This is a genomic window from Candidatus Accumulibacter similis (assembly GCA_013347225.1).
Classification (GTDB): Bacteria; Pseudomonadota; Gammaproteobacteria; order Burkholderiales; family Rhodocyclaceae; genus Accumulibacter; species Accumulibacter similis.
This window is the reverse complement of the sequence record CP054595.1, coordinates 1,513,903-1,536,708: the sequence shown is the minus strand read 5'-3', so window position 1 is coordinate 1,536,708 and position 22,806 is coordinate 1,513,903. Positions and strand designations below refer to the sequence as shown.

At 63.1% G+C, this 22,806-nt stretch carries 23 protein-coding genes and 1 pseudogene; 11 read left to right on the top strand and 13 right to left on the bottom strand.

Annotation, left to right across the window (positions count from 1 at the left end; all coding sequences use genetic code 11):
• Positions 1-92 precede the first annotated feature (92 nt).
• Together HT579_07125 and panD are read left to right on the top strand one after the other, a co-directional pair.
• A complete protein-coding gene (locus HT579_07125) occupies positions 93-938 on the top strand; it encodes a pantoate--beta-alanine ligase (protein ID QKS31546.1) in 846 nt (281 codons plus the stop codon).
• Between the two features lie 56 nt (positions 939-994).
• Positions 995-1,378, top strand: a complete 384-nt coding sequence (panD, locus tag HT579_07120) for an aspartate 1-decarboxylase (protein QKS28713.1) — start codon at positions 995-997, stop codon at positions 1,376-1,378.
• 96 nt (positions 1,379-1,474) lie between these two features.
• Here the strand turns inward: panD and HT579_07115 are convergent, their stop codons facing one another.
• Together HT579_07115 and HT579_07110 are read right to left on the bottom strand one after the other, a co-directional pair.
• On the bottom strand, positions 1,475-2,818 hold the full coding sequence (locus HT579_07115) for an NYN domain-containing protein (protein ID QKS28712.1): 1,344 nt from the start codon (positions 2,816-2,818) through the stop codon (positions 1,475-1,477).
• A 192-nt stretch (positions 2,819-3,010) separates the two neighbouring features.
• Positions 3,011-3,523: a YbaK/EbsC family protein gene (locus tag HT579_07110; GenBank protein QKS28711.1), complete on the bottom strand. Its 513-nt coding sequence runs from the start codon at positions 3,521-3,523 to the stop codon at positions 3,011-3,013.
• Positions 3,524-3,845: 322 nt separating this feature from the next.
• Here HT579_07110 and HT579_07105 point away from each other — a divergent pair, with 322 nt between their 5' ends.
• From HT579_07105 to HT579_07090, 4 genes are all read left to right on the top strand, one after another.
• A complete protein-coding gene (locus tag HT579_07105) occupies positions 3,846-5,006 on the top strand; it encodes an acyl-CoA/acyl-ACP dehydrogenase (GenBank protein QKS28710.1) in 1,161 nt (386 codons plus the stop codon).
• A 17-nt stretch (positions 5,007-5,023) separates the two neighbouring features.
• Complete coding sequence (locus tag HT579_07100) at positions 5,024-6,202, top strand: CoA transferase (GenBank protein QKS28709.1); 1,179 nt, start codon at positions 5,024-5,026, stop codon at positions 6,200-6,202.
• A gap of 120 nt (positions 6,203-6,322) precedes the next feature.
• Entirely contained in the window at positions 6,323-6,694 is a 372-nt protein-coding gene (locus HT579_07095) for a hypothetical protein (protein ID QKS28708.1), read from the top strand.
• Positions 6,695-6,875: 181 nt separating this feature from the next.
• A complete protein-coding gene (locus HT579_07090; protein ID QKS28707.1) occupies positions 6,876-9,230 on the top strand; it encodes a tetratricopeptide repeat protein in 2,355 nt (784 codons plus the stop codon).
• A gap of 165 nt (positions 9,231-9,395) precedes the next feature.
• Here HT579_07090 and HT579_07085 read toward each other — a convergent pair whose 3' ends face one another.
• The 3 genes and pseudogenes from HT579_07085 to HT579_07075 all read right to left on the bottom strand — a co-directional run bounded on the left by HT579_07085 (position 9,396) and on the right by HT579_07075 (position 11,046).
• On the bottom strand, positions 9,396-9,716 hold the full coding sequence (locus HT579_07085) for a heavy metal-binding domain-containing protein (protein QKS31545.1): 321 nt from the start codon (positions 9,714-9,716) through the stop codon (positions 9,396-9,398).
• 224 nt (positions 9,717-9,940) lie between these two features.
• Complete coding sequence (locus HT579_07080) at positions 9,941-10,582, bottom strand: class I SAM-dependent methyltransferase (protein ID QKS28706.1); 642 nt, start codon at positions 10,580-10,582, stop codon at positions 9,941-9,943.
• Between the two features lie 160 nt (positions 10,583-10,742).
• Positions 10,743-11,046, bottom strand: a pseudogene (locus tag HT579_07075) (maturase).
• A gap of 43 nt (positions 11,047-11,089) precedes the next feature.
• Here HT579_07075 and HT579_07070 point away from each other — a divergent pair.
• Together HT579_07070 and HT579_07065 are read left to right on the top strand one after the other, a co-directional pair.
• Positions 11,090-11,284 (top strand): type II toxin-antitoxin system VapB family antitoxin, encoded by a 195-nt coding sequence (locus HT579_07070; protein QKS28705.1) that lies wholly within the window; start codon positions 11,090-11,092, stop codon positions 11,282-11,284.
• Complete coding sequence (locus HT579_07065) at positions 11,281-11,682, top strand: PIN domain nuclease (GenBank protein QKS28704.1); 402 nt, start codon at positions 11,281-11,283, stop codon at positions 11,680-11,682. The genes HT579_07070 and HT579_07065 overlap by 4 nt, the downstream gene beginning before the upstream one ends.
• A gap of 284 nt (positions 11,683-11,966) precedes the next feature.
• Here the strand turns inward: HT579_07065 and HT579_07060 are convergent, their stop codons facing one another.
• The 8 genes from HT579_07060 to HT579_07025 all read right to left on the bottom strand — a co-directional run bounded on the left by HT579_07060 (position 11,967) and on the right by HT579_07025 (position 20,192).
• Positions 11,967-12,944: a ketopantoate reductase family protein gene (locus tag HT579_07060; GenBank protein QKS28703.1), complete on the bottom strand. Its 978-nt coding sequence runs from the start codon at positions 12,942-12,944 to the stop codon at positions 11,967-11,969.
• Positions 12,945-13,056: 112 nt separating this feature from the next.
• Complete coding sequence (locus tag HT579_07055; GenBank protein QKS28702.1) at positions 13,057-13,569, bottom strand: hypothetical protein; 513 nt, start codon at positions 13,567-13,569, stop codon at positions 13,057-13,059.
• Between the two features lie 92 nt (positions 13,570-13,661).
• Positions 13,662-15,005, bottom strand: coding sequence for a group II intron reverse transcriptase/maturase (gene ltrA / locus HT579_07050; GenBank protein ID QKS28701.1), 1,344 nt, complete (start codon positions 15,003-15,005; stop codon positions 13,662-13,664).
• Positions 15,006-15,478: 473 nt separating this feature from the next.
• The gene (locus HT579_07045) at positions 15,479-16,234 is read right to left on the bottom strand and encodes a hypothetical protein (GenBank protein ID QKS28700.1); all 756 of its coding nucleotides are present in this window, start codon (positions 16,232-16,234) and stop codon (positions 15,479-15,481) included.
• A 97-nt stretch (positions 16,235-16,331) separates the two neighbouring features.
• Positions 16,332-17,300: a DUF2806 domain-containing protein gene (locus HT579_07040; GenBank protein ID QKS28699.1), complete on the bottom strand. Its 969-nt coding sequence runs from the start codon at positions 17,298-17,300 to the stop codon at positions 16,332-16,334.
• 749 nt (positions 17,301-18,049) lie between these two features.
• Positions 18,050-18,520 carry a hypothetical protein gene (locus tag HT579_07035; protein ID QKS28698.1) on the bottom strand — a complete coding sequence of 157 codons (471 nt, stop codon included), beginning with the start codon at positions 18,518-18,520 and terminating at the stop codon, positions 18,050-18,052.
• 93 nt (positions 18,521-18,613) lie between these two features.
• Positions 18,614-19,402, bottom strand: coding sequence for a DUF3825 domain-containing protein (locus tag HT579_07030; protein ID QKS28697.1), 789 nt, complete (start codon positions 19,400-19,402; stop codon positions 18,614-18,616).
• A 115-nt stretch (positions 19,403-19,517) separates the two neighbouring features.
• Positions 19,518-20,192, bottom strand: coding sequence for a hypothetical protein (locus HT579_07025; GenBank protein QKS28696.1), 675 nt, complete (start codon positions 20,190-20,192; stop codon positions 19,518-19,520).
• Positions 20,193-20,640: 448 nt separating this feature from the next.
• Between HT579_07025 and HT579_07020 the strand changes: the two genes are divergently transcribed.
• From HT579_07020 to HT579_07010, 3 genes are all read left to right on the top strand, one after another.
• A complete protein-coding gene (locus HT579_07020; GenBank protein QKS28695.1) occupies positions 20,641-21,093 on the top strand; it encodes a hypothetical protein in 453 nt (150 codons plus the stop codon).
• A 2-nt stretch (positions 21,094-21,095) separates the two neighbouring features.
• Positions 21,096-21,872: a site-specific DNA-methyltransferase gene (locus tag HT579_07015; protein ID QKS28694.1), complete on the top strand. Its 777-nt coding sequence runs from the start codon at positions 21,096-21,098 to the stop codon at positions 21,870-21,872.
• A gap of 89 nt (positions 21,873-21,961) precedes the next feature.
• A complete protein-coding gene (locus tag HT579_07010) occupies positions 21,962-22,768 on the top strand; it encodes a phosphohydrolase (protein QKS28693.1) in 807 nt (268 codons plus the stop codon).
• Positions 22,769-22,806 lie beyond the last annotated feature (38 nt).

Below are 22,806 nucleotides of genomic sequence, written 5' to 3'. Positions count from 1 at the left end.
AGGCGGCGGACCTGGGCCGCGCACACCACTGCCGCCCGCCCATGCACCCGCAGCGCCCGCCCGCGGCACGTTGAGAGAGGTTGAACAGGAACATGCAGATTCACTCGTCGATCCCCGAGCTGCGCGCCGCGTTGCGGCAGCGTCGCCGCGTCGCCTTCGTGCCGACCATGGGCAACCTGCACGCGGGCCACATTGCCCTGATGCGGGAAGCCCGCGCGCACGGCGATACGGTGGTCGCGAGCATCTTCGTCAACCGCCTGCAGTTCGGTCCCAACGACGACTTCGATCGCTACCCGCGCACTTTCGCAGCCGACTGCGAGAAGCTGGTCGCCGCCGGCGTCGACCTGCTGTTCGCCCCCGGCGAGAAGGAACTGTACCCCGAGCCACAGGAATACCACGTCGATCCGCCGGCGAGCCAGAACGATCTCGATGGCGCGTTCCGGCCCGGCCACTTTCGCGGCGTCGCGACCGTCGTCCTCAAGCTGTTCAACATCGTACAGCCGCAGGTGGCGCTGTTCGGCAAGAAGGACTACCAGCAGTTGATGGTCCTGCGCAACATGACCCGGCAACTGGCGCTGCCGATCGACATCGTCGGCAGCGAGACCGTTCGCGCCGACGATGGTCTCGCGCTGTCGTCGCGCAACGGTTACCTGTCGCCCGGTGAGCGCGCCGAGGCACCGCGGCTGCACCGCCTGCTGCAGAGAATCGCCACGGCCGTCGCTGCCGGCGATGCCGAGTTCGCTCGCCTCGAGGCCGACGCGGCGGCCGAACTCGACCGCAACGGCTGGCGAACCGACTATGTTGCGCTGCGACGACAGTGCGATCTGCAGCCGCCGCGCAACCCCGGCGAACGGCCGCTGGTGGTGCTCGCGGCGAGCCGCCTGGGCAGCGCGCGGCTGATCGACAACGTCGAAATTCCTGCCTGCGACGACCATTGACAGGTCGCCATTAGCAGCTACAATTCGCATCCCCAAACTGCCAAACCGGTGAATCCATGCAGAGAACCATGTTGAAGTCGAAGCTGCACCGCGTCAGCGCCACGCACGCCGAGCTTCACTACGAGGGCTCATGCGCCATCGACGAGGATCTGCTCGATGCGGCCAACATCCGCGAGTATGAACAGATCGACATCTGGAACGTGAACAATGGCGAGCGCTTCACGACCTACGCCATCCGCGCCGAGCGCGGCTCCGGGGTCATATCCGTCAATGGTTCGGCGGCGCGCCGTGCCGCTCCGGGTGACATCCTGATCATCGCCAGCTTCGCGGCATACAACGAGGTCGAACTCGCCAAGTACGCGCCGCTGCTGATCTACGTCGACACGCAGAACCGGATCGTGCGCATGGCAGGCCAGATTCCCGCGCAGGCCGCCGCCTGAGCAAAGCCGGCGCCCGTCGTCAAACAGCGAAGCCGCGACCCCGGTCGCGGCTTCTTCCGTTTACGGTACTGGTCCGGCGCGGCGGCGCCGGCGAACTCAGGCCGTTTCGACCACCGCCTTGGGCTTGCGCGGGCGCCGCGGCCGGCTGGCCGGCTTCCTTGCCGTCGGCGCGGCCTCCGGCTCGCCGACGACGGCAGCATCGGGGGACTCGCCGACCTCTGCCGGCAGGACCTCGGGCGCGCGCTCCGGGATGACGGTTGGCGCATCGTCCGCCGTCATGGGCAGCGGCACCGGCTCTGGGGCTGGCGCCGGCGGCGTGCTGGCAGCGCGCTCGACGCTCGACTCGGGCAGCGCGGCTTCGCCCGCTGCTTCTGCCGCGGGTGGCGCGCTCGTCGCAGCGCCTTCGCTTGCCTGAGCCTCCTTCGGCTCCCGCGTCGCCCGTTTGCCACCCTTGTCGACGGCCTTGCGCCTGCCCTCGCTCTTCCGGCGCGGGGTGGGCTGCCCTGCGGCTTCAACCGCCTGCTCGTCGGCCGCTCGTGCCGGCTCGGTTGCCGGTGCCGGCGGCTGCTCGCCCGCCTCGTCGAGCGCCAGGTCGGCGCCGAGTTCGCCAGCGGCGGCGATGCCATTGCGTCGAAAGACGTAGGTACCGGACTTCTCGTCGCGGCCGATTGCCAGCAGACCGCGCGCCTGCGCCTCCTCGAGCAGGTTGCCGAAGGCGCGGAAGCCGTAGTAGGACTCGTTGAAATCGGGCTTGCGGCGCTTGATCGCCTCCTTGAGCATCGAGGCCCAGATCTTGCCGCTGTCGCCACGTTCGCCTACCAGCGCATCGAAGGTCGCCACCGCCAGCTCGATCGCCTTGCTCCGCCGCGCCTCGAGCTCGGCCCGCCGCTCGGCATCCTCCTCCGGCGTCCGCCTGACCACCGGCTGCGCCTCGCGCGAGTCGCGCCGTGCCGAGCGCTGCATCTCGCGCACCAGGTCGTCGTAGAAGATGAACTCGTCGCAGTTGCCGATCAGGAGATCCGATGTGGATTGCTTGACGCCGACGCCGATGACGTACTTGGCGTTCTCGCGCAGCTTCGATACCAGCGGCGAGAAATCCGAGTCGCCGCTGATGATGACGAAGGTATCGACGTGCGACTTCGTGTAACAGAGATCGAGCGCGTCGACGACCAGCCGGATGTCGGCCGAGTTCTTGCCCGACTGCCGCAGGTGCGGAATCTCGATCAGCTCGAAGCTCGCCTCGTGCATGGTGGACTTGAAACCCTTGTACCGCTCCCAGTCGCAGTAGGCCTTCTTGACGACGATGCTGCCCTTGAGCAGCAGCCGCTCGAGTACCGGCTTGATGTCGAACTTGTCGTACTTCGCATCGCGAACACCAAGGGCGACGTTCTCGAAGTCGCAATACAGGGCCATGATGGCGGTTTCGGGCGCTACGGCCATGATTCGTGTTCTCCGCAAAGGAATGTTGCACCACGCCTGCCGGTGGCGGCTGGCAGCGTCTGCGATGCAGGCGGGTGGTGGCGGGGGATGCCCAACGCCGAGATGGTAAACCGTTGGCGGCAGGAAGCAAGCGCGACGCCGGCGACAAGCTCGCCGCGACCACGCGGCGACGCTGGCGCCGACAGCCGTGCATCAGTCGGTCGACTGCCCGCCCGCCGGCGATTGCGCGACGTCGACCACCTGCCCACCGGTCATCGCCAGCAACTCCTGCGGCGACAGGCTGAAGACGCAGTGCGGATGCCCGGCAGCCGCCCAGATGCGGTCGAAGCCCAGCAGCAGGCGATCGACGAGAACGATCGTCGGTCGCGGGTGGCCGAGTGGGCAGACACCGCCGATGGCGTAACCCGTGTGCTCGCGCACGAAAGCGGCACCCGCCTTGCCGAGCGGACCGACGACGGCAGCCACCCTGCCCTCGTCCACCCGGTAGGCGCCGCTGGCAACGACCATCACCGCCATGTCGTCGGCCAGCCGCCGGAAGACGATCGACTTGGCGATCTCGGCGACGCTGCAGCCAAGGCCCGCAGCCGCTTCGGCGGAAGTCCTGCCACTGGCGGAAAGCGCCACGACCGGCTGGCGATGGCCGAGCGTGCGCAGGAGATCCGCCACTCGCTGCGCGCTGTCGGGGAGTCTGCTCGCCACTGCCATCGATCGCTCCTGGTCATTGGACTGTTGTCGTGGTACCTGCGGGCGCCGACCGCCGTCATCGCGGCCGGCGGCGCGGCCGGCAGTTTACTCCAACAGCGGCTGCCCGCGAGCCTGTCGCGAAGTGTAAACTGCGAGCGAACGGGAAAGCCCGCCAGACCGGCCTGCCGCGCGCGATCGCCGGACGTTGCCGGCGCATCGTCAGCGGCCCGGTCCGCGGCGGACAGCGGCGAAGCCGCGTCGCGGCAGCAACCGGCGATACCGACCATACTGGCTGGCCGCCGCCCGTGCACGGCTTCGCCGGCCGCCGAAGCAGAGGATCGCCATGCACACCACCGCCGACCTGCACCCGGAAATCCGCGACGCCATCCGCGACCTCTGCCGGCAGTTCCCGGACGAGTACTTTCGCCGCATCGACGAGCAGCGCGGCTATCCCGACGAATTCGTCGCCGCATTGCTCGACGCCGGCTGGCTGGCGGCGATGATTCCCGAGGAGTACGGTGGCTCCGGCCTCGGCCTGACCGCAGCCAGCGTCATCATGGAGGAGATCAACCGCTGCGGCGCCAATGCGGCGGCGGTGCATGGGCAGATGTACAACATGGGCACGCTGCTGCGCAACGGCAGCCCGGCACAGAAGGAGAAGTACCTGCCGGCGATCGCTGCCGGCAAGCTGCGCATCCAGTCAATGGCGGTGACCGAGCCGACGACCGGCAGCGACACCACCCGCATCCGCACCACCGCGACCCGCAAGGATGGCCGCTACGTCATCAACGGCCAGAAGGTCTGGATCTCGCGCGTCCGCCACTCCGACCTGATGATCCTCCTCGCGCGCACGACACCGCTGGCCGAGGTGCGCCGCAAATCGGAGGGCATGTCGATCTTCATCGTCGACCTGCGGCAGGCGATCGGCAACGGTCTCGAAGTGCGCCCGATCGCCAACATGGTCAACCATGAGACCAACGAACTCTTCTTCGACGAACTCGAGATCCCGGCCGAGAACCTGATCGGTGAAGAGGGCCAGGGTTTCCGCTATCTGCTCGACGGCCTCAACGCCGAACGGGCATTGATCGCCGCCGAGTGCATCGGCGACGGCTACTGGTTCGTCGACCGTGCCACCCGCTATGCCAGCGAGCGCATCGTCTTCGAGCGCCCGATCGGCAGCAACCAGGGGGTGCAGTTCCCGCTCGCCGAGGCGTTCATCGACATCGAGGCTGCCAACCTGATGCGCTACGAGGCCTGCGCCCGCTTCGACGCGCAGCGCCCCTGCGGCGCGCAGGCGAACATGGCGAAGCACCTCGCCGCCCGTGCCTCGTGGCAGGCGGCCAACGCCTGCCTGCAGACGCACGGCGGTTTCGGCTTCGCCACCGAGTACGATGTCGAACGCAAGTTCCGCGAGACCCGCCTCTACCAGGTGGCGCCGATCTCGACCAACCTGATCTTCGCCTACGTCGCCGAGCACCTGCTCGGGCTGCCGCGCTCGTACTGATCCCCGGAGTCTCCCGCATGCGACCACTCGACGGCATCACCGTCGTCACCCTCGAACACGCCGTTGCCGCGCCCTTCTGCACCCGTCAGCTCGCCGACCTCGGCGCGCGCGTGATCAAGGTCGAGCGCCCGGGCAGCGGCGACTTCGCCCGTGCCTACGACCAGCGCGTGCATGGCCTCGCCTCGCATTTCGTCTGGACCAACCGCTCGAAGGAAAGCCTGACGCTCGACCTCAAGCATGCGGCCGCGCCGCCGCTGCTCGCCCGGCTGCTCGCCGGCGCCGACGTCCTGGTGCAGAACCTGGCGCCGGGCGCGGCCGCCCGCCTGGGCCTGGCGTACGAGGATCTGCGCGCGACCTTTCCGCGACTGATCGTCTGCGACCTCTCGGGCTACGGCGGCGACGGCCCGTATCGCGACCGGAAGGCCTACGACCTGCTGATCCAGGGCGAAGCCGGCTTCCTCTCGGTCACCGGCACGCCCGATGCCCCGGCCAAGGCCGGCTGCTCGATCGCCGACATCGCCGCCGGCATGTACGCCTACAGCAGCATCCTGGCAGCCCTGCTGCAGCGTGCGCGCAGCGGCTGCGGCTGTCGCATCGAGGTCTCGATGCTCGAAAGCATGGTCGAATGGATGGGCTACCCGCTCTACTACGCCTGCGACGGGGCGGCACCGCCGCCGCGCGCCGGCGCCGCGCACGCGACCATCTACCCCTACGGCCCCTTCGCCGCCGGCGACGGCAAGCTGCTGATTCTCGGCGTGCAGAACGAACGCGAGTGGCAGCTCTTCTGCCGCCAGGTGCTCGACCGACCGGAGCTGGCCGACGACGCACGCTACTCGTCGAACTCCCGCCGCAGCGCCGCGCGCGACGAGTTGCAGGCGCTGATCGCCGAGCAGTTCTCCCGCCTCGGCAGCGAAGAGCTGATCGCCCGCCTCGACGCGGCGCGGATCGCCAATGCGCGCATCAATGACATGCACGAAGTCTGGCAGCACCCGCAGCTCGCGGCACGCGGGCGATGGACCGAGGTGGCAACGCCCGCCGGCCCGATTCCGGCACTGCTGCCACCGGGCGGCAACAGCGGCTTCACGCCGCGCATGGACGCGGTGCCGGCCCTCGGAGAGCACACCGAGGCAATCCTCGGCGAACTCGGCTGCGACGCCGCCGCGATCAGCGCCCTGCGCGCCGCCGGCGCCGTCTGAGCGACACCCGCCGCAGCGCCACTGCGCCTTCCCGTTCTGCTAGAGTGCGTTCTCATCCCGGCATGGGGTGACGGCCGCGCCGCCGCTCCCGGCGAGAAAGCCGATGGCAAGGATTGCGCGATGAACCACTGGACTCCCGGCTCCTTCTTCCTGGCACTTGCAGCCGCCATCCTGCTGCCGGCCCTGATCATCCATTTCACCCTCGGCAGGAAGGGTGGTCACCAGCTATTCAGCGATCTGCCGCGGGAAAAGGTCCGCGATCTGCCGTTCGCGATGCTGCGCTTCCGACTGCGCAACGACCTGCGGGGATCCCTGGCAACGCTCGCCGGCATGGGCTTCGCGCTCGCGGTCTATCCGCTGGCGTGCCGCTGGGGCTTGCCGATCAACTTCCTCGGGCTTTCCGAGCGGCAGCTCGTCTTTGCGCTGGTTCTCGGCGGCGGCCTGCTGTTCATCGCCATCGTGGCGCTGTTGGGGCGACGCGGGCGGGACTGAAACAGCACCGCCCGGCGACCCCAGGAAGGCCGCAACGGCCGGCTCCGGCCGCACATTCCCGAGCAGCAGCGCCGGCAGGCGGCGCGCGGCGGTTCATCGGCGCCGGCCACCGGGCGAGCGGCCGCAGGCGTGCAGTGCTACCATTGCCCATCCCGCCACTGCCCCACCTGCACCGCCCACGATGACCCGAAAAGCCAGGCGCCAGGCTGCTGCGCCGCTATCCGCAGCCGCCTCCGTGACCGCTTCCGCGACGGCTTCCGCGACCGCCACAGCGGATGCGCCGGCGCCGCAGAGGCGCAGGACCCTGCTGGCCGTCGGCCTGCTGCTGCTCATCGCCGTCGCCGCCGGCATCGCCCTCTACGCGACGCGCGGCCGGGTGCCGGAATCGCCGGCCGCAGCCGCGGCGATCGGTACCCCCGAAGACGGCAGGCCGGCGAGCCACGTCGGCGCCGCCGCCTGCAAGAGCTGCCACGAAGCCGAATACCGGGCCTGGTCCGGATCGAATCACGATCGCGCGATGCAGGCAGCGAATCCGCAGACGGTGCTCGGCGATTTCGCCGACGCGAAGTTCCGTCAGCATGGCGTCGAATCCCGCTTCTACCGGCGCGGCGACCGCTTCTTCGTGCGCACCGAGGGTCCCGACGGCAAGCCCGCCGACTACGAGATCAGCCACACCTTCGGCGTCTACCCCCTGCAGCAGTACCTGATCGCCTTTCCCGGCGGCCGCTACCAGGCGCTGTCGATCGCCTGGGATGCGCGCCCGCAGGAGCAGGGTGGACAACGCTGGTTCCACCTGCAACCCGAGCGCCGCGTCGCCCACGACGATCCGCTGCACTGGACCGGCAACTACCAGAACTGGGCCCTGCAGTGCGCGGAATGCCACTCGACCAAGCTGCGCAAGGGCTACGACGCCGCCAGCAACAGCTACCGGACCACCTACAGCGAAATCAACGTCGCCTGCGAGGCCTGCCACGGCCAGGGTTCGCGGCACGTCGAGTGGGCTCGCATGGCACGGCCACCGTATCCCGCGCAGGGCGACATCGGGCTGCCGCGGCTCGGCAGCCGCTGGCGCGAGGCGTGGAAGTTTCCCGCCGACGGCGCCCGCGTCGCCGTGCGCGACCGCCCCGCCGACCCCGCCGGAATGAACGTCTGCGCCCCCTGCCACGCGCGCCGCGCGACCCTGAGCGAAGAGCGCAGGCCCGGCGCGGTTCTCGAAGACAGCCACCGTCTGGCGATGCTCACCGCCCCCAACTACCATGCCGATGGCCAGCAGCGGGAGGAGGTCTATGTCTGGGCTTCCTTCCTGCAGAGCAGGATGCAGCAGAGCGGCGTCACCTGCATGGATTGCCACGAGCCGCACTCGCTGCGGACCCGTGCCGCCGGCAACGCGCTCTGCAGTCGCTGCCACAATGCCGCCGAGTACGACGCACCCGGACACCACCGGCACGTCAGCGGCAGCAAGGGTGCGCAGTGCATCAACTGCCACATGCCAACGCAGAACTACATGGTGATCCACGCCCGGCAGGACCACAGCCTGCGCGTTCCGCGCCCCGACCTCTCGCTGTCGCTCGGAACGCCGAACGCCTGCAACCAGTGTCATGTCGACCGCAAGCCCGAGTGGGCGGCGAGCGCCATGGATCGCTGGTACGGCAGGGCCTGGCGTGATCGCCCGAGCTACGGGCCGACCCTGCATGCGGGCGCGACGCGCGGCATCCTGGCGCTGCCCGATCTGCTCGACCTCGCACGCAACCCGGCAGCGCCGGGGATCATCCGGGCGACGGCGGCGACCCTCGCCCAGTCGCACGCCACCCCGGCGACGCTGCAGACGGCGGGAGCGCTGCTCGCGGACCCGGATCCCCTGCTGCGCATCGCCGCGCTCGGCCTGCTCGCGGCGGCACCGCCCGCGACGCGCAGCGAAGCCGCCGCGCCGCTGCTCTCGGATCCGGTACGCGGCGTCCGCATCGAGGCGGCGCGCGTGCTCGCCGACGTCCCCGCCGACCGCCTCGGCGCCGAGCGACAGCAAGCGCACGCCGCCGCGATGCAGGAATACCAGACCGCGCTCGATCTGGAGGCCGACTGGCCGTCGGGCCGGCTCAATCTCGGCATCCTGCGTTTGCGCCAGGGGCGCAGCGACGAGGCACTGGCGGCCTTCGAACAGGCGATCGCGCTCGATCCACTGTTCGAGCCGGCCTACGTCAACCTCGCCGACGCACTGCGGCAGCTCGGTCGCGACGCCGAGGGGGAAGGCGTGCTGCGGCGCGGACTCGCCCGCATGCCGCGCAATGCCGACCTGCACCATGCACTCGGCTTGCTGCTCGTACGCCAGGGCGACCAGCGGGCAGCGCTGAAGGAACTCTCCGCGGCCGCACGCCTCGCACCGGACAACCCGCGCTTCCTCTACGTCGAGGCGATCGCGCTGCACGGTGCCGGCAGGCGGAGCGAAGCCCTCGCGCTCCTGCGCCGCGCCGACCAGCGCCATCCCGGCAACGTCGACATCATCGCCGCCCTCCGCAGTTTCGCTGACGGCGCACAGTAACCGCCAGCACCGGCATCAGCCGGGAGACGAAAGCTCGGCCGCCCCGCCGACTTCCGACCGCGGCTTCGGACCGCGTTTCTGTGGACGGATCGCAGCAGGCTTGGCGCGATCGACCGCATCAAAGCGCTGATGGACCGCCATGCGCGGTTGTGCGTCGGGATGCGGTCACTCGAAAACCACGGCGGTACCGCTTGCGGAAACCATGAGCATTCCGTTGCCTTGCCCCAGAACTTCGTAGTCGAGGTCGATGCCGACCACAGCGTTCGCGCCGACTTGAGAAGCGCGCTCGCGGAGTTCGGCAAGAGCGATGTCCCGCGCTCGCTGCAGTTCTTTCTCGTAGGTCGCCGAACGTCCGCCTACGATGTCCCGGATGCCGGCAAACATGTCCTTGAAGATGTTTGCGCCGAGGATTGCCTCGCCGGTGATTACCCCGCAGTAGCGGACGATCTTCTTGCCTTCGATGTTCGGGGTTGTGGTCATCAGCATGGTGGGAACCTCCGTTGGATGCAGTGCTTGCGGTTCATGCGGCCCAATGGCCTCCATCTGCCGCGCCGAAAGCGTCCGGCGTTGGCCTTGGCGCCTCGGCGACAGACAAAGCGCGTTGTACTGAAGCGCCTCGACGGCGGCCGTCTCGTCAGTGCCGACCTTTGGAAAACCGCCGAAAACCGACCCTGCCCCTTTGATGGCGGGCACTCCGCTCGAACGCGTTTTCAGATCTCGACCGATTCACCGCGCTTCCGCCACACGCTTGCAAGCCAAGGCTGTCGCTCGAGCGGCAGCCCCGGCGGGCGATAGTAGTGCTCCAACTCCTCGAAGGCTGCCCGCTCAAGAAACGCGCGCCATGACTTGAGGTCGTGATACGCGCCATACCGCCCGCCATTCCATCCCTCTTCGTTATTCCCCCGAGGGTTCGAGGTGAAGAGCACGCCATCGCGTTTGAGCGCAGCACCCAATTCCCTCAACACGCGCGGCAGCTCTGCGGATGGCACATGGAACAGCGACGCGTTGGCGAAGATGCCGTCGAACCGGCCGGCGGGAAGCTTCAACGCAAGGAAATCCTGCTCCCAGACCTCACAGCCACTGTACTCGCGCGCCATGGCGGCGAGCTGCGAGGCCCCTTCGAGGCCGATCGGCTCGTGGCCCAGAGAGCGAAAAACCGCCAGGTCACGCCCAGGGCCGCATCCGAAATCGAGAATGCGGAACGAGGGGCCTCCGCGGATGTGCCGCAGCAGCGCCTCGATGTTTTGCTTCACGTCGTGGTCGCGCGTACCTTCCCAAAACTCGGCGGCGCGCTCGTTGTAGTGCTTGAGCGTCTTCTCGCTGATGAGCGCCAGGTCGAGCAGCTGTGTCATCACGATCCTTCGATTTTCCTGCCGAGATCTGATCGGGATAGGGGAAAGCCTCGCGGCCTCCCCCACACCACCGGACGAACGGGTCACGTATCCGGCGGTTCGATGAAGCAAATTCCTGCCGCGGCGCGAGGCTCGGCAGTCCCATTTTTTCGAAGAAGCGCTACGGGAGCGCGATCGACAGGGCCGGCGTCTGCGACACCCGCCATGGACCGTGTGCGGACTTGCTGGTATGCCACGCTTCTCGCACAGACACGCCACGTTTTGCGCAGTTCCCGATAGCCCGCTCGACCCCATTTCTGCCAGAGATGGCAGCGTAACGGGCAAAGGACCCACTTGTCGAGGTCGCGCAGAGGGCTCAGCACCTCGGCGATTCCGAAGTACGCTTGCCAACCAAGCAGGGTTTCTCCAGGCTCTGCGACGACGGCGGCGAAGGTGGTGCCTCTCGTCCGACGGGTCTGCTTCACTCGCTACGCTGTACAATGTGTATCTACATCGCTGGAGATACACATGCGGACGAACATTGTGATTGACGACAAGCTCATGGCCGACGCATTGAAGGCCAGCGGAGCCAAGACCAAGAAGGAAGCCGTAGAGCTCGGACTTCGAACCCTCTTGCAGATGAGCCGCCAGGCCGAGGTGCGCAGGCTTCGGGGTAAGGTTCAGTGGCAAGGTGACCTGGACACCATGAGGCGCGACAAGTGATTCTGGTTGACTCGAGTGTCTGGGTGGATTACCTGCGGGGTACACCGACTCCGCAGGCGGACAAGCTCGACGCATTGTTGGGCACCGTGCCGCTGGCAGTAGGTGACTTGATCTTGACCGAGGTGCTGCAAGGCTGCGGGACGGACAAGGAGTTCAACGAGGTGCGCCGGATGCTGCCGAGTCTGACCGTCGTACCACTTGGTGGCCAACACGTGGCTATTGAGGCTGCGCGAAACTACCGCCGACTGCGTGCCCTGGGGCTGACGGTGCGCAAGACCATTGACACCGTGATCGCGACGCGCTGCATCGTGGACAAGCTGGAGCTCTTGCACTCGGACCGGGACTTCGACCCGTTTGAGCAGCACCTCGGGCTGCGCTGTGTGCCCTGTGAAGCCTAAGGCCATCGGCAAGTGGCCCACGCCCAGCATTCCGGCAGCGCGCACTGCCGCCTGATGCACCGCTGACAACCTGGGGTCGGGCCCAGCGGATCTCCAATCGATGCTGCTCGTCAGCAGGGAGATCGGCACGTCGCTACCTCGGGGGGCTTTCACGGTAACGTTCGAGTTAGCCCTGACCGCGGAGGCGGGCGCTGTAAGGCCGAGCGACGACGATGGTACACACTGGCGTTGCCCGGCCTTACAGCGCCTGCCGTAGCGGGTCAGGGTTGAACGAGAGGGCGCACTCACGCAGCGGCGACACTGGCTTCCCTGGCACGAATGAGGCTGGACACCGCATCGTTGTATGGAGTCACGATGCCTTGGCCGTTGCCCATGCGAACGACTGCCCCATTGAGGTACTCGACCTCGGTTCGGCGTCCGGCTTCGACATCTTGAAGCATTGAAGAGCGATGAGCTGCTGCCTTTGGCAGAACAAATGGCGTGAGCGACTTCTCCACGTACTCCTCTCCGCTTTGCGCCAGTGTCAGTTTTCGTTCGGCCTGGATGACTCTGATGGTCTCATCTGCAACGCCGGATATCAGCTTTCTGGTGTGCTGATTACTCACCAACTCGCCATAGGTCATTCTCGTCACTGCACCGATGGCATTTAGACAGGTATTGAACAAGAACTTGGTGAGGATCGCGGGCTCAATGTTGTCTTCATAGGTGATGGGGAGAAAGCCCGCTTTGCCTAGCTCTACAGCCTCCTTCATCTTGTCGGACGCAGATGCAAATAGTGTTCCAACGCGAATGGGGCTCGCCTGCACATTGACGTTTATCTGGGTTGGAGTTCGTCTCTCTATCCCAATCATCATGATGCTCGAGAAGATCTCCACTTCGGCCGGGAGGATGGAGCGAGCCTCGTCAGCCGAGCCCCACCCGTTTTGCAGAAGCAGGACTGCTCTCGGCGCAGCGGAAGTGCTGGTGCTTGCCATCAAACTCCTTAGGACTTCCTGAACCTGATAGGCCTTGGTTGCAACGATCAAGAAGTCGCAGTTGACGTCTTCTGGACTTGGATTCTCCGCGTTGGAAATTTTCAAGCGCTGTGGCTCGATCCAGTGGTTACCACTCACGCCGGTAACAGTGATTCCCTCTTGGCGCAAGAGCTGTACTGTCGCGCCTCTTGCAAGCACGGTCACGTCTACCCCAGCGCGGGCGTACGTCGCAGCAATCGCCAGGCCCACTGACCCACTACCCAAAACTGTCATCCGAAGCTGAGTCATATGAGGTGTTCCGGTGAGGTGCCGATGGGGTTGACTGTGCGCCAACGTGCTAGCTCAGGGTCGCGAAGCCGGCTCTCCGGCGTAGCGTCCCTCTGGAGTGGAGGGTTGGGCATCATGGCTCTGGTATGTAGGTGAACTCTTTCCATACTTGGCCATCATCTCCAGCAACATTCCCAAACTCCAACCAGATCGTAGCGGCGAGATCATCCACTTCGACAGAAAATTCCTTTAACTCCTCTAGTGTTATCGAATGCTTTCCCGAGCGAGCCGCGTCAATCCGATATATTGCTTTCGACTCCTGCGTCTCAGGATTCACGTATAGGTTCAGCATCAAGGGGTTGTGGGCGATTAGGTTTCTTGTCTTTGCAAGTTCCTTAGCTCGTTTGAACCCGTCCCGTAGCCGAGATAGCGGCGGGGCCAATACCTTTCGATTGTCTAAGATTTCGAGAAGGACATCAACTCGGCGTGAGAAATCCAAGCTCACTGTTGAAGCGAAAACTCTCTCGTCAGGTATCACGTCCAAACACCGAACGGAAACATACTCGATGTCTCCGAACCTAAGAAGGGCACGGCCAACGAGCGCCTCCCATTCAAGGTGATCAGAAGCGGTGGACGGTCGTTTCATGATGCCCAATCGGGATAGGGAGAAGCCTCACGGCTCCCCCCACACCACCGGACGAACGGGTCACGTATCCGGCGGTTCGATGAAGCAAATTCCTACCGCGGCGCAAGGCTCGGTAGTCCCATTTGTTCGAAGAAGCGCAACGGGAGCGCGATCGACAGGGCCGGCGTCTGCGACACCCGCCATGGACCGTGTGCGGACTTGCTGGTATGCCACGCTTCACGCACAGACACGCCGCGTTTGCGCAGTTCCCGATAGCCCGCTCGACCCCATTGCTTCCAGAGATAGCAGCGTAACTTGCGTCGTACCCACTTGTCGAGGTCGCGCAGAGGGCTCAGCACTTCGGCGATTCCGAAGTACGCTTTCCAACCAAGCAGGGTTTCTCTAAGCTCTGCGACGACGGCGGCGAAGGTGGTGCCTCTTGTCCGACGGGTCAGTTCCCGCACGCGGTCCTTGAGCTTGTCGAGGGCCTTGTCGGCCACCTTGAGCTTGGCACCGTTGCGACTGACCGTGAAGCCCAGGAACTTGCGGTTCATGGGCCGATCGACCGCGCTCTTCAACGGATTCACTGTGAGCCGCAGCGAGTCACTGACAAAGCGTGTCACGCTGGCCATCACGCGCTCACCCGCACGCTTGCTCTTGACGAGGATGTTGCAGTCGTCGGCGTAACGGGCAAAGCAGTGGCCGCGCCGGTCCAGTTCCCAATCCAGTTCATCCAGCACCGCGTTAGCCAGCACAGGCGAGAGCGGGCCGCCTTGCGGCACGCCGAGGGTCGTGGGGTGTATCTGACCCTCGATGCTCACGCCAGCCTTCAGGAAGCGATTGATCAGGCGCAGCAGGTCGGCGTCCGGGCAGCGACTTTTCAGCCGCGCCATCAGCCGGTCATGATTCACCCGGTCGAAGAAGGCTTGCAGGTCCATATCCACCACCCAGTGGTAGCCGCCTCGGATATTGGCCTGGACGGCACGGACGGCCTGGTGGGCCGAGCGCTTCGGGCGGAATCCGTAGCTCTGGGGGTGAAAGTGCGGTTCCCATAGCGCCGAGACAACTTGCGCGATGGCTTGCTGGATGAAGCGGTCCAACACCGTAGGGATGCCCAGCGGGCGTTTCTTCCCGTCGGCCTTGTCGATTTCCACGCGCTTGACCGGTTGCGGACGGTAGCGGCCCGCTTCCAGTTGCTCGCGGATTTCCGGCCAGTGGTGTCGGAGGTAGTCCGGAAGTGCCTCAACGGTCATGCCGTCGAGACCCGGCGCACCCTTGTTCTGGCGCACTTGCTTCAGGGCGCGTCGCAAATTGGCCCGATCCAGTACCTGGGCCAGCAACGCTTGGGAAGGAATCGACTCGGGTTTCCCTGACAAACCAGCGACGAGTTCATCCTGCGGGGTAGCCGCAGCCTGCAGGGGCAGGTGGTCAGATGCGATCCCGTCTCTCTTCGTCACGGTCCTTCGTCTTTCATCGTTCGGGCCTTCGGTGGGAAGCGCCACCTACTATGCCCTCTGCTGACTTCTCCACGGCATTCAGCGCCAGTCACCCAACGCCCAGCCTCGTTGCTCTGAGGCACCGGGGAGACCTCCCGGGGTAAGACTCGTTACCTTCGCTGCATGGACGCCGGATTTACAAAATGCACCCCAGCCGCAGATGGAGGGCTTCGCGGTCACGTGCCCGCTCGCCCCGGATGCATCACGCCTCATATCCGGTTATTGTTCATCGCCCCGCAGCTTTGGATTGGGCTTCCTCCGCACCTCGCCTCACGACGACGCACTTGCCCTTCTCCTTGCCTTCGGCTCTGCGAAAACCTGGCCATAGGACTTGCACCTATGAAGTAACGCGCCATGCCCGGCGCACACGTAGAGCTAACCGGCCTGCGCGGCTTTTTGCGCAGGTCCGGTTGAGCGCCGGGTTGGGGGTCTGGCTATGCATCGAGAGCCTTAATTTTCCTCTGCCTCTTTCCCAAAGCATCCAGTTCTTCGTCAAGGCCTAGGCTAAACACGTGGTTAGCAAACTCTGCCATTCCCACCGCTGAGAAATGCGCTGTGTAGTGAGCTGCAACGTCTCTGCTTTCGCGGTAGGCCTCGTGATCCTCGGAGGTATGCATACCAGTCTTTATGTAGCTCTCCAGATAGTCCGTTGAGTGGACATTCCTTGAAAAATTGCGGTAGACAATGCTATAGGCAACCTCATGGCCTGTCATAGCTGCGCGCTGTTCAATTGGTATCCCCGTAAAACCGTGCTTTCGCAGCTTTGTGAATTCTTCAGGCGAATAGCGTTGTGCAATTTCCTTTTCGAGATTTTCAAGCTCCTCCTGTCTCTCAGGAGGAATGCCGCCAAACTGAGATGCGCGAGCCTGTTTTATCTTTTCGACCATCATGCTATCGGCCACACGCCGAAATGCATATTGGGAGTCGCGTCGAGCCATTGTTAACAGGCAGTCGAAGTTAATTCGCAACTCGAAGAGAATTCGTATTAGTGCTTGTGCCGGTTCCTCCAGTTGGTGTGCATACAAGACATTAACGGCAGACAACGTCTCGGTGGCTTTGTGTAAGAACGCCGTGTGGATGCCAATAAATGGATCATGGCTCGTCCGGGCAGAGAGGCGGGTAACCGCCTCCTTACACACGCGACGAGCATCGCGGTTTAGCTGTATCCAGGCATTTACAACACGCGACATGAAGACCCCCAACGTCAAAGGTAAGGGGCGCTGCGCGGCGGTTTATCGCGCGGCGTCCCAGCGACCGAAGGGAGCGCCTTGACCGCAGGGTTGGGCCTCATGTCGTGACGAACTCAATACTGACGGACTGGTTAGCCAACCAAGTTCGCAGCTTTACGTCGTAAGCGTCATTCCGCTCAAGTGGAATAACACTCCGCAATTCGTGACCGATAGCAGAGAACACAGTGATCTGTGTGTTTGCAATCTTCTTGGAAGCGTCAGAAAGCCTTAGCGCGAATGGTTGCCCTACGTAATCAGCGCGGACCACATTGACATTTGGATTTAGATCAAGCTGGCTTGTTAGTGCCGGCGCCAATAATCCCGAGGACTGTAGGTTCAAGAAATCGGAGTAGGTAACGCCAAGTTCCACTAAGCCCTCCTGCTGGAATTTTGGAAATGGCGCGGTAACGACGTAAGTAAAGCCCCGCGCATCAGCTATGCTCATGCCTGACAACAACTGAAATTTGCGCGCTGTAGATTGGCTAAGTGTCGTCAGAATTTGAAGCGTCGCCGGTGAAAAAGTACCGGGCTTCGTAATTTCACCCGCAAGAATCCTACCTAGGATAACGCGAATTTCCACGTTAGATTTCTTTGCTGCAATCTCTGTAAACTCCGTTAGCCAATCCTCATCCACTGCGCCTTCAGGCTCTGTTTCTGGTGGGGATGCAGCAATAGCTTCCATTGTGGCTCGGGCCACTGCTTCACGGTTCAACTGTTCCCTAACAATCTTCGCTCCGAAATAATTGACCGCGCGATCGGCCAAAGTTGGATCAGAACCGAACTGTTGCGCTGCCGCAGTTGCCGCTGCTAGCGTGACCGCCTCCGTTCCCTTTCCATGAGCGCGAATCTTTCCCGCTTGTGCCTCTAGGTAGGCAACAGGCACTTCAACCGCACCAGTGATTAGTCGGCCAAGCGCACGCCAGAGAGATCGCTTGACCGGCGCAGGAAGCGGAATACCAGTTATGTCTGGCAACCCGATCTCTGAAATTACGCCAACTAGGCTTCCACCATCTTCCGAATCACTCATACAGTCTCCAAATATGATGCCCAATCGGGATAGGGAGAAGCCTCACGGCTCCCCCCTCCCACACCACCGTGCGGACGGGTCACGTACACGGCGGTTCGGCAGATTGAGTCGACGAGTCGAGTCGCCCAAGGCTGAAGCAGCCCAAGGTTTCGCGGCCCGCAACCGGAGCCTCATCTCTATCCGCTCCAAGCCCACGTTCATCCGGTCGGATGCAGTCATCGTCTTCATTGGACAACGATTACTCCTCTCTTTCCAGTTCCTCACGGAACACCGTTCGGGCCTTCGGTTGGCTCTCTGGCTCCTCGCCGTCGCCTACCCTACTATGCCCTCTGCTGACTTCTCCACGGTATTCAGCGCCAGTCACCCAACGCCCAGCCTCGTTGCTCTGAGGCACCGGGGAGACCTCCCGGGGTAAGACTCGTTACCTTCGCTGCATAGACGCCGGATTTACAAAATGCACCCCAGCCGCAGATGGAGGGCTTCGCGGTCACGTGCCCGCTCGCCCCGGATGCATCACGCCTCATATCCGGTTTTTGTTCATCGCCCCGCAGCTTTGGATTGGGCTTCCTCCGCACCTCGCCTCACGACGACGCACTTGCCCTTCTCCTTGCCTTCGGCTCTGCGAAAACCGGGCCATAGGACTTGCACCTATGAAGTAACGCGCCATGCCCGGCGCACACGTCAGAATTGAGCGGCCTGCGCGGCTTTTCGCGCAGGTCCGCTCGAATGATGGGTTCGGCCCCATGTTTTCATCGCTGACTCCCAAAGCCCTCGAAGATGGGACTTAGGCGGCACTGGAGAAATGACTCCAAAAGCGTGAGCACGGGGATGCCGCATTCGACACTGAGCAGAAAGTTCACACGATCGACGTTTGCCTTGATCCAAGCGCCGACGTTGGACTCGGTGATGCCCGACAACCCGAGCTTTTCGTGACCGGCAACGAGAGACTTGGCCAGATTGCTGTTTGAACTGGCTGGGCTGTAGTGTTGGCTGGTGAATCGCGCCTGACTTTTTGGCCCGACCTTTCCAACCTTGAGGCAGTGGCCATTCCAAACGAAAACATAAACGGCAGCCTTTCCGCTCGGAAGTGCAGACGGCGGTTTGTGCGGAGCAGGCAATGTCTCGACCGAAAGCGCCGCCGGAGGCAAGGACATGCCAGCAAGACCGACAACCTTTCGGAAGTCGTCGAGCAGGACGGTCAGATCACCGAGCGATTTCATGGGGCCGAACGTTCGAGTTCAGGGGCCGGCGGAGGGCAAAACCCGGAGCGAACCGGCAAGCGCAGCTTGCCGGCGGTCCCCTGGAACGAAATGTTAGGGGGTGAGCCAGTCACGGTCCGGCCTTGCGAGCTGCCTAGCATTGTTGTAGGCCATGTCGAGTGTGAGACAGGTAGCGCCTCGATAGAAGTCGCTAAACCGCTCGACCACAAGCGCCAAATCGGCACGCGACGGGTCGAGCAACGTGAGCGGCAGCAGGAGCTGAATGGACCCTTGGTAGTACTGCGGAATCGCGGTCTTGTAGTTCCTCTTTACCCGTTCCGAAGCTGTGTCGATGGCTCCCTTGACCAAGTTCTGAAGGCCAAACGGATTCATGGCCTTCAGTTCGTTCGGAAATCGATTGATGTTGTCTTCGATGATGTGTTCGACGTTGACTCGAAGTTCCTTTCGAGTATCGAAGACCAATACTGATGGATCATCGAAGTAGTGGGCCATTTCAGGCAAGGAAGAAAATTTGTTGAGGTCCCATTCGCCCTTTCGGCTGAATTTCCAAAAGTGCCAGTACTGCGGGCGGCCGTCGAGCTTGTTTCGTTCGAAAAGCGCGAACAGTGGTTCTTGTTTGCTTGTAATCAGGCCGGTGTTCCAACAAGCAAATTCTTCGCCGGACGTAACTGTGATCTTCTTCTCCTCGGCTACCCGCTTGTATGTGTAGGTGATGTAGTTGCGGAGTATTGGTTTTGAATGAGGCGACGCGGTGCACTTGTAGTCCCAATCCTCTGCCTCTGCTAACGACGCGAGAGATTCGATGTTCTCATCGAACTTGGGCATCAGTACAAAGTCGCGGAACAGCTCTGGGAAATCGTAAGGTTTGTTCTTGTTCATCATTGCTCTCTGAGTAGAAAGTGGGCCATTCATCCCCCTAACGGCTGAATTCACCGGCCTGCGCGGCTCTTCGCGCAGGTCCTGTGGAATGATGGGTTCGGCATCACCGTCACCAACGTTAGCTTGCGTTCAGTTCAATGATGACTTTGTAGCAACGCTGCAAGCGATGCTCGCTGGGCACCCGTCGCATCGACTCAACCAGAGAATCGAAATCGGATCCCGTCGCTTGGTGCGAGGGATTACCTGCCGCGGTGAATGCTGCAAATGCCAGTTCTTCATTACCTAGGTCGTCTGGAGCGATGTCTTGATAAGCAGAACAGCACTTGAGAAGAAGCCGATTGTTGTCAATCCTTTCTAGCGAGAGCGTTCCGTCGGTGTCTCGGTCGGCGTGTTTCAGGAAGTTTGCAGCCCTATTGTTTTCGTTCCAGTACTGCTTTTCGACATCCTGGGGGATTGTGAGCTTGACGTCGGGAAGTTTGGAGTCGGCAGTGATGAAGAAAAGTTCATCTGCAATGCGCTCGACTTCAGCCATTATGGATGGGTCAGACGTGAAATGCGCCGGGAGCGTTCCACGGCGAAAGTCCCGAACCACATAGAAGAAGGCTGTGCGATAGATGTCGGCAGCTTCACTCTGCCCGCGATCGCGCTTTAAATCCTTTAGTAGTCCATATGCGGCCGACGCGACCGTATGGATAGCGAGTTCATCCTCCTCCAAGAAGAACAGCCTGATCGCGGCTTGGATCTGACGTTTGGCGGCAGCGAGTTTGGTTACGTGGAGTGCTGCTGTGGACATGGGCTCAAGGAAGCGGTGAAGAGCGGGTAGGTGATGCCGAACGTGTGAATTCACCGGCGCCGGCCGATGCGCCGCCGGACAAGCAACGACGCTGCACCGGCGTCCGGTGGAATGACGGGTTGGGCCAATAGCCAAGAGGGTAGCCACTGCTGAGCGGTAAGGCAATGAGGCCACCGGGCAAGAACCTCGCTGACGGCTCCTCGCCGCAAGCGCGTGAGCCAATGCGGCCGCAGGACAAGAACAACTGGCAACCGAGCCGCCGCGTCAGCCCCGGTAACGCTGCCACCGGAAGCGCTACGCGAGACCGCAGCTTCCCGCGAAGACGAGGCCGACGGCTGCGACCACAAGGAGAACTCATGCGCTTTCCCCCGCGAGCGCCCAACGCCAGTTTCAGGGGCGGGCCGGAGGCCCGTCCCGCTGGAAACGATAGTTAGAACTGGAGCGCGACATGGCGACCTATCTTCTGAATTTCAAACAGCAATTCGCGGGCAGCGTCGAGTGCGGCGACAAACGCCAGACGATCCGCAGGTGGAGAACGGACGGCAAGCGGATGGTTCCTGGCGACACGCTGAAGCTCTACACCGGGTTGCGTACCAGGAATGCCAGGCTGTTGCGCACCGCTAAGGTGGAATCGGTGGCCAGCGTCCGCATGGACTGCGCTGAAAACGTGATCGTGGTTGATGGGGACAGGCTGGACACCGCGCGCGCTGCCGCATTTGCCAGGGACGATGGGTTTGGCTGTGTCAGCGAGATGCTGGCCTGGTTCCGGGATCAGTACATGAGCAACGACTTCGAGGGCTACTACGTGCGCTGGCATGCGGGTTCTAACGCAGAAGTCAGCGGCGCCGGCACGGTGTCCGCTGGACTGCCGGGTTATACGGCTGGCGACAATACGGAGTGACCATGCTTGAACTGGACAAGATTCACTGCGGCGACAACTGCGACCTGCTCGGGCAACTGCCGAGAGAGTGCATTGACTTGGTGGTGACAAGCCCGCCATACGATGACCTACGCACCTACGGCGGACACTCTTGGGATTTCTTCGGCGTGGCGTGGCAACTGAAGCGCGTGCTGAAGCCTGGCGGCGTGATTGTGTGGGTAGTGGCCGACGCGACGAAGGACGGCAGCGAAACAGGCAGCAGCATGGAGCAGGCGCTGCACTTCAAGCGGCTTGGACTGAACTTGCACGACACGATGATTTACCAGAAGTTGAATTACTTGCCACAAAACGCGCCGGATCGTTACGACCAAGCATGGGAATATGTTTTTGTCCTTTCCGCAGGCCGCCCGAAAAACGCGCAACTCCTGACGAAGAAGAATGCAAAGGCCGGGGTTTCTCTTTGGACTGGTGGACGAATAAACCAGGATGGCGTGCTACACGACAAGGTTTTTCGTGAGATAGCAGATGAAGGGATACGGCATAACGTGTGGCCGTACCCAACAGGCGGTGGAACACGCGACCACCCTGCTGTTTTCCCGCTGGCTCTTGTGACTGACCTTGTTGCGACTTGGAGCAACCCCGGCGACGTGGTGCTAGACCCATTCAGCGGCAGTGGCACCACGGCAAAGGCAGCAAAGGAATTGGGGCGCAGGTTCTTGGGGCTGGAGATCAACCCGGAATACTGCGCGATTGCGGAACGGCGATTGAGCCAGCAGGTTCTGGAACTTGAAGCCGTATAACGCCTGAATTCAGCGGCGCCTATAGGCGTCCGCTGGAATGACGGGTTGTGCGTCAAACGGTAACTACGAAGAAAGGAAAGAAGATGAGCATGTGTATCTACCACGGCAATTGTGCCGATGGCTTTGGGGCCGCGTGGGTTGTTCGGAAGGCGCTCGGCGAGATTGACTTTCACGGTGCAAAGTACCAGGAGCCGCCGCCGGACGTGACCGGCAAAGACGTGGTGATGGTGGATTTCAGCTACAAGCGCCCGGTGCTGCTGGAAATGGCCGAGAAGGCGAACAGCATTCTGATTCTCGACCACCACAAGACGAGCGCCGAAGACTTGGTGGATCTGCCGGCGAACGTGACGGCGAAGTTCGACATGAACCGCAGCGGCGCGATGCTGACGTGGGAACACTTCTTCCCAGGCGAAACCCCGCCGCCGCTGCTGCTGCACATCGAGGACCGCGACCTGTGGCGCTTCGCGCTCCAGAACACGCGCCAGATTCAGGCGAACGTCTTTTCCTTCCCCTATGACTTCCAAGTGTGGGACACGCTCATGGCAGCGGCGCCGGCTGCTCTGGCGGTTGAGGGCGAAGCGATTGAGCGCAAGCACTTCAAGGACATGCGCGAACTGCTCGGCGTAACGACGCGGGAAATGGTGATCGGCGGGCACCGCGTGCCGGTGGCGAACCTGCCATACACGATGAGCAGCGATGCAGGCCACGAACTGGCGAAGGGGAGACCGTTCGCGGCCTGCTACTGGGACACGCCGGAAGGCCGGGTATTCAGCCTGCGGTCGAGCGACGACGGCGCGGACGTGGCCGAAGTGGCTAAGCAGTACGGGGGCGGCGGGCATCGCAACGCGGCAGGGTTTCGCGTGAGCTTCGCGCAAGCGCAGGCGTTCGAGGTTTGACGCACAACGTTTAGTGAACGCCGATTCGGGTGTAGACC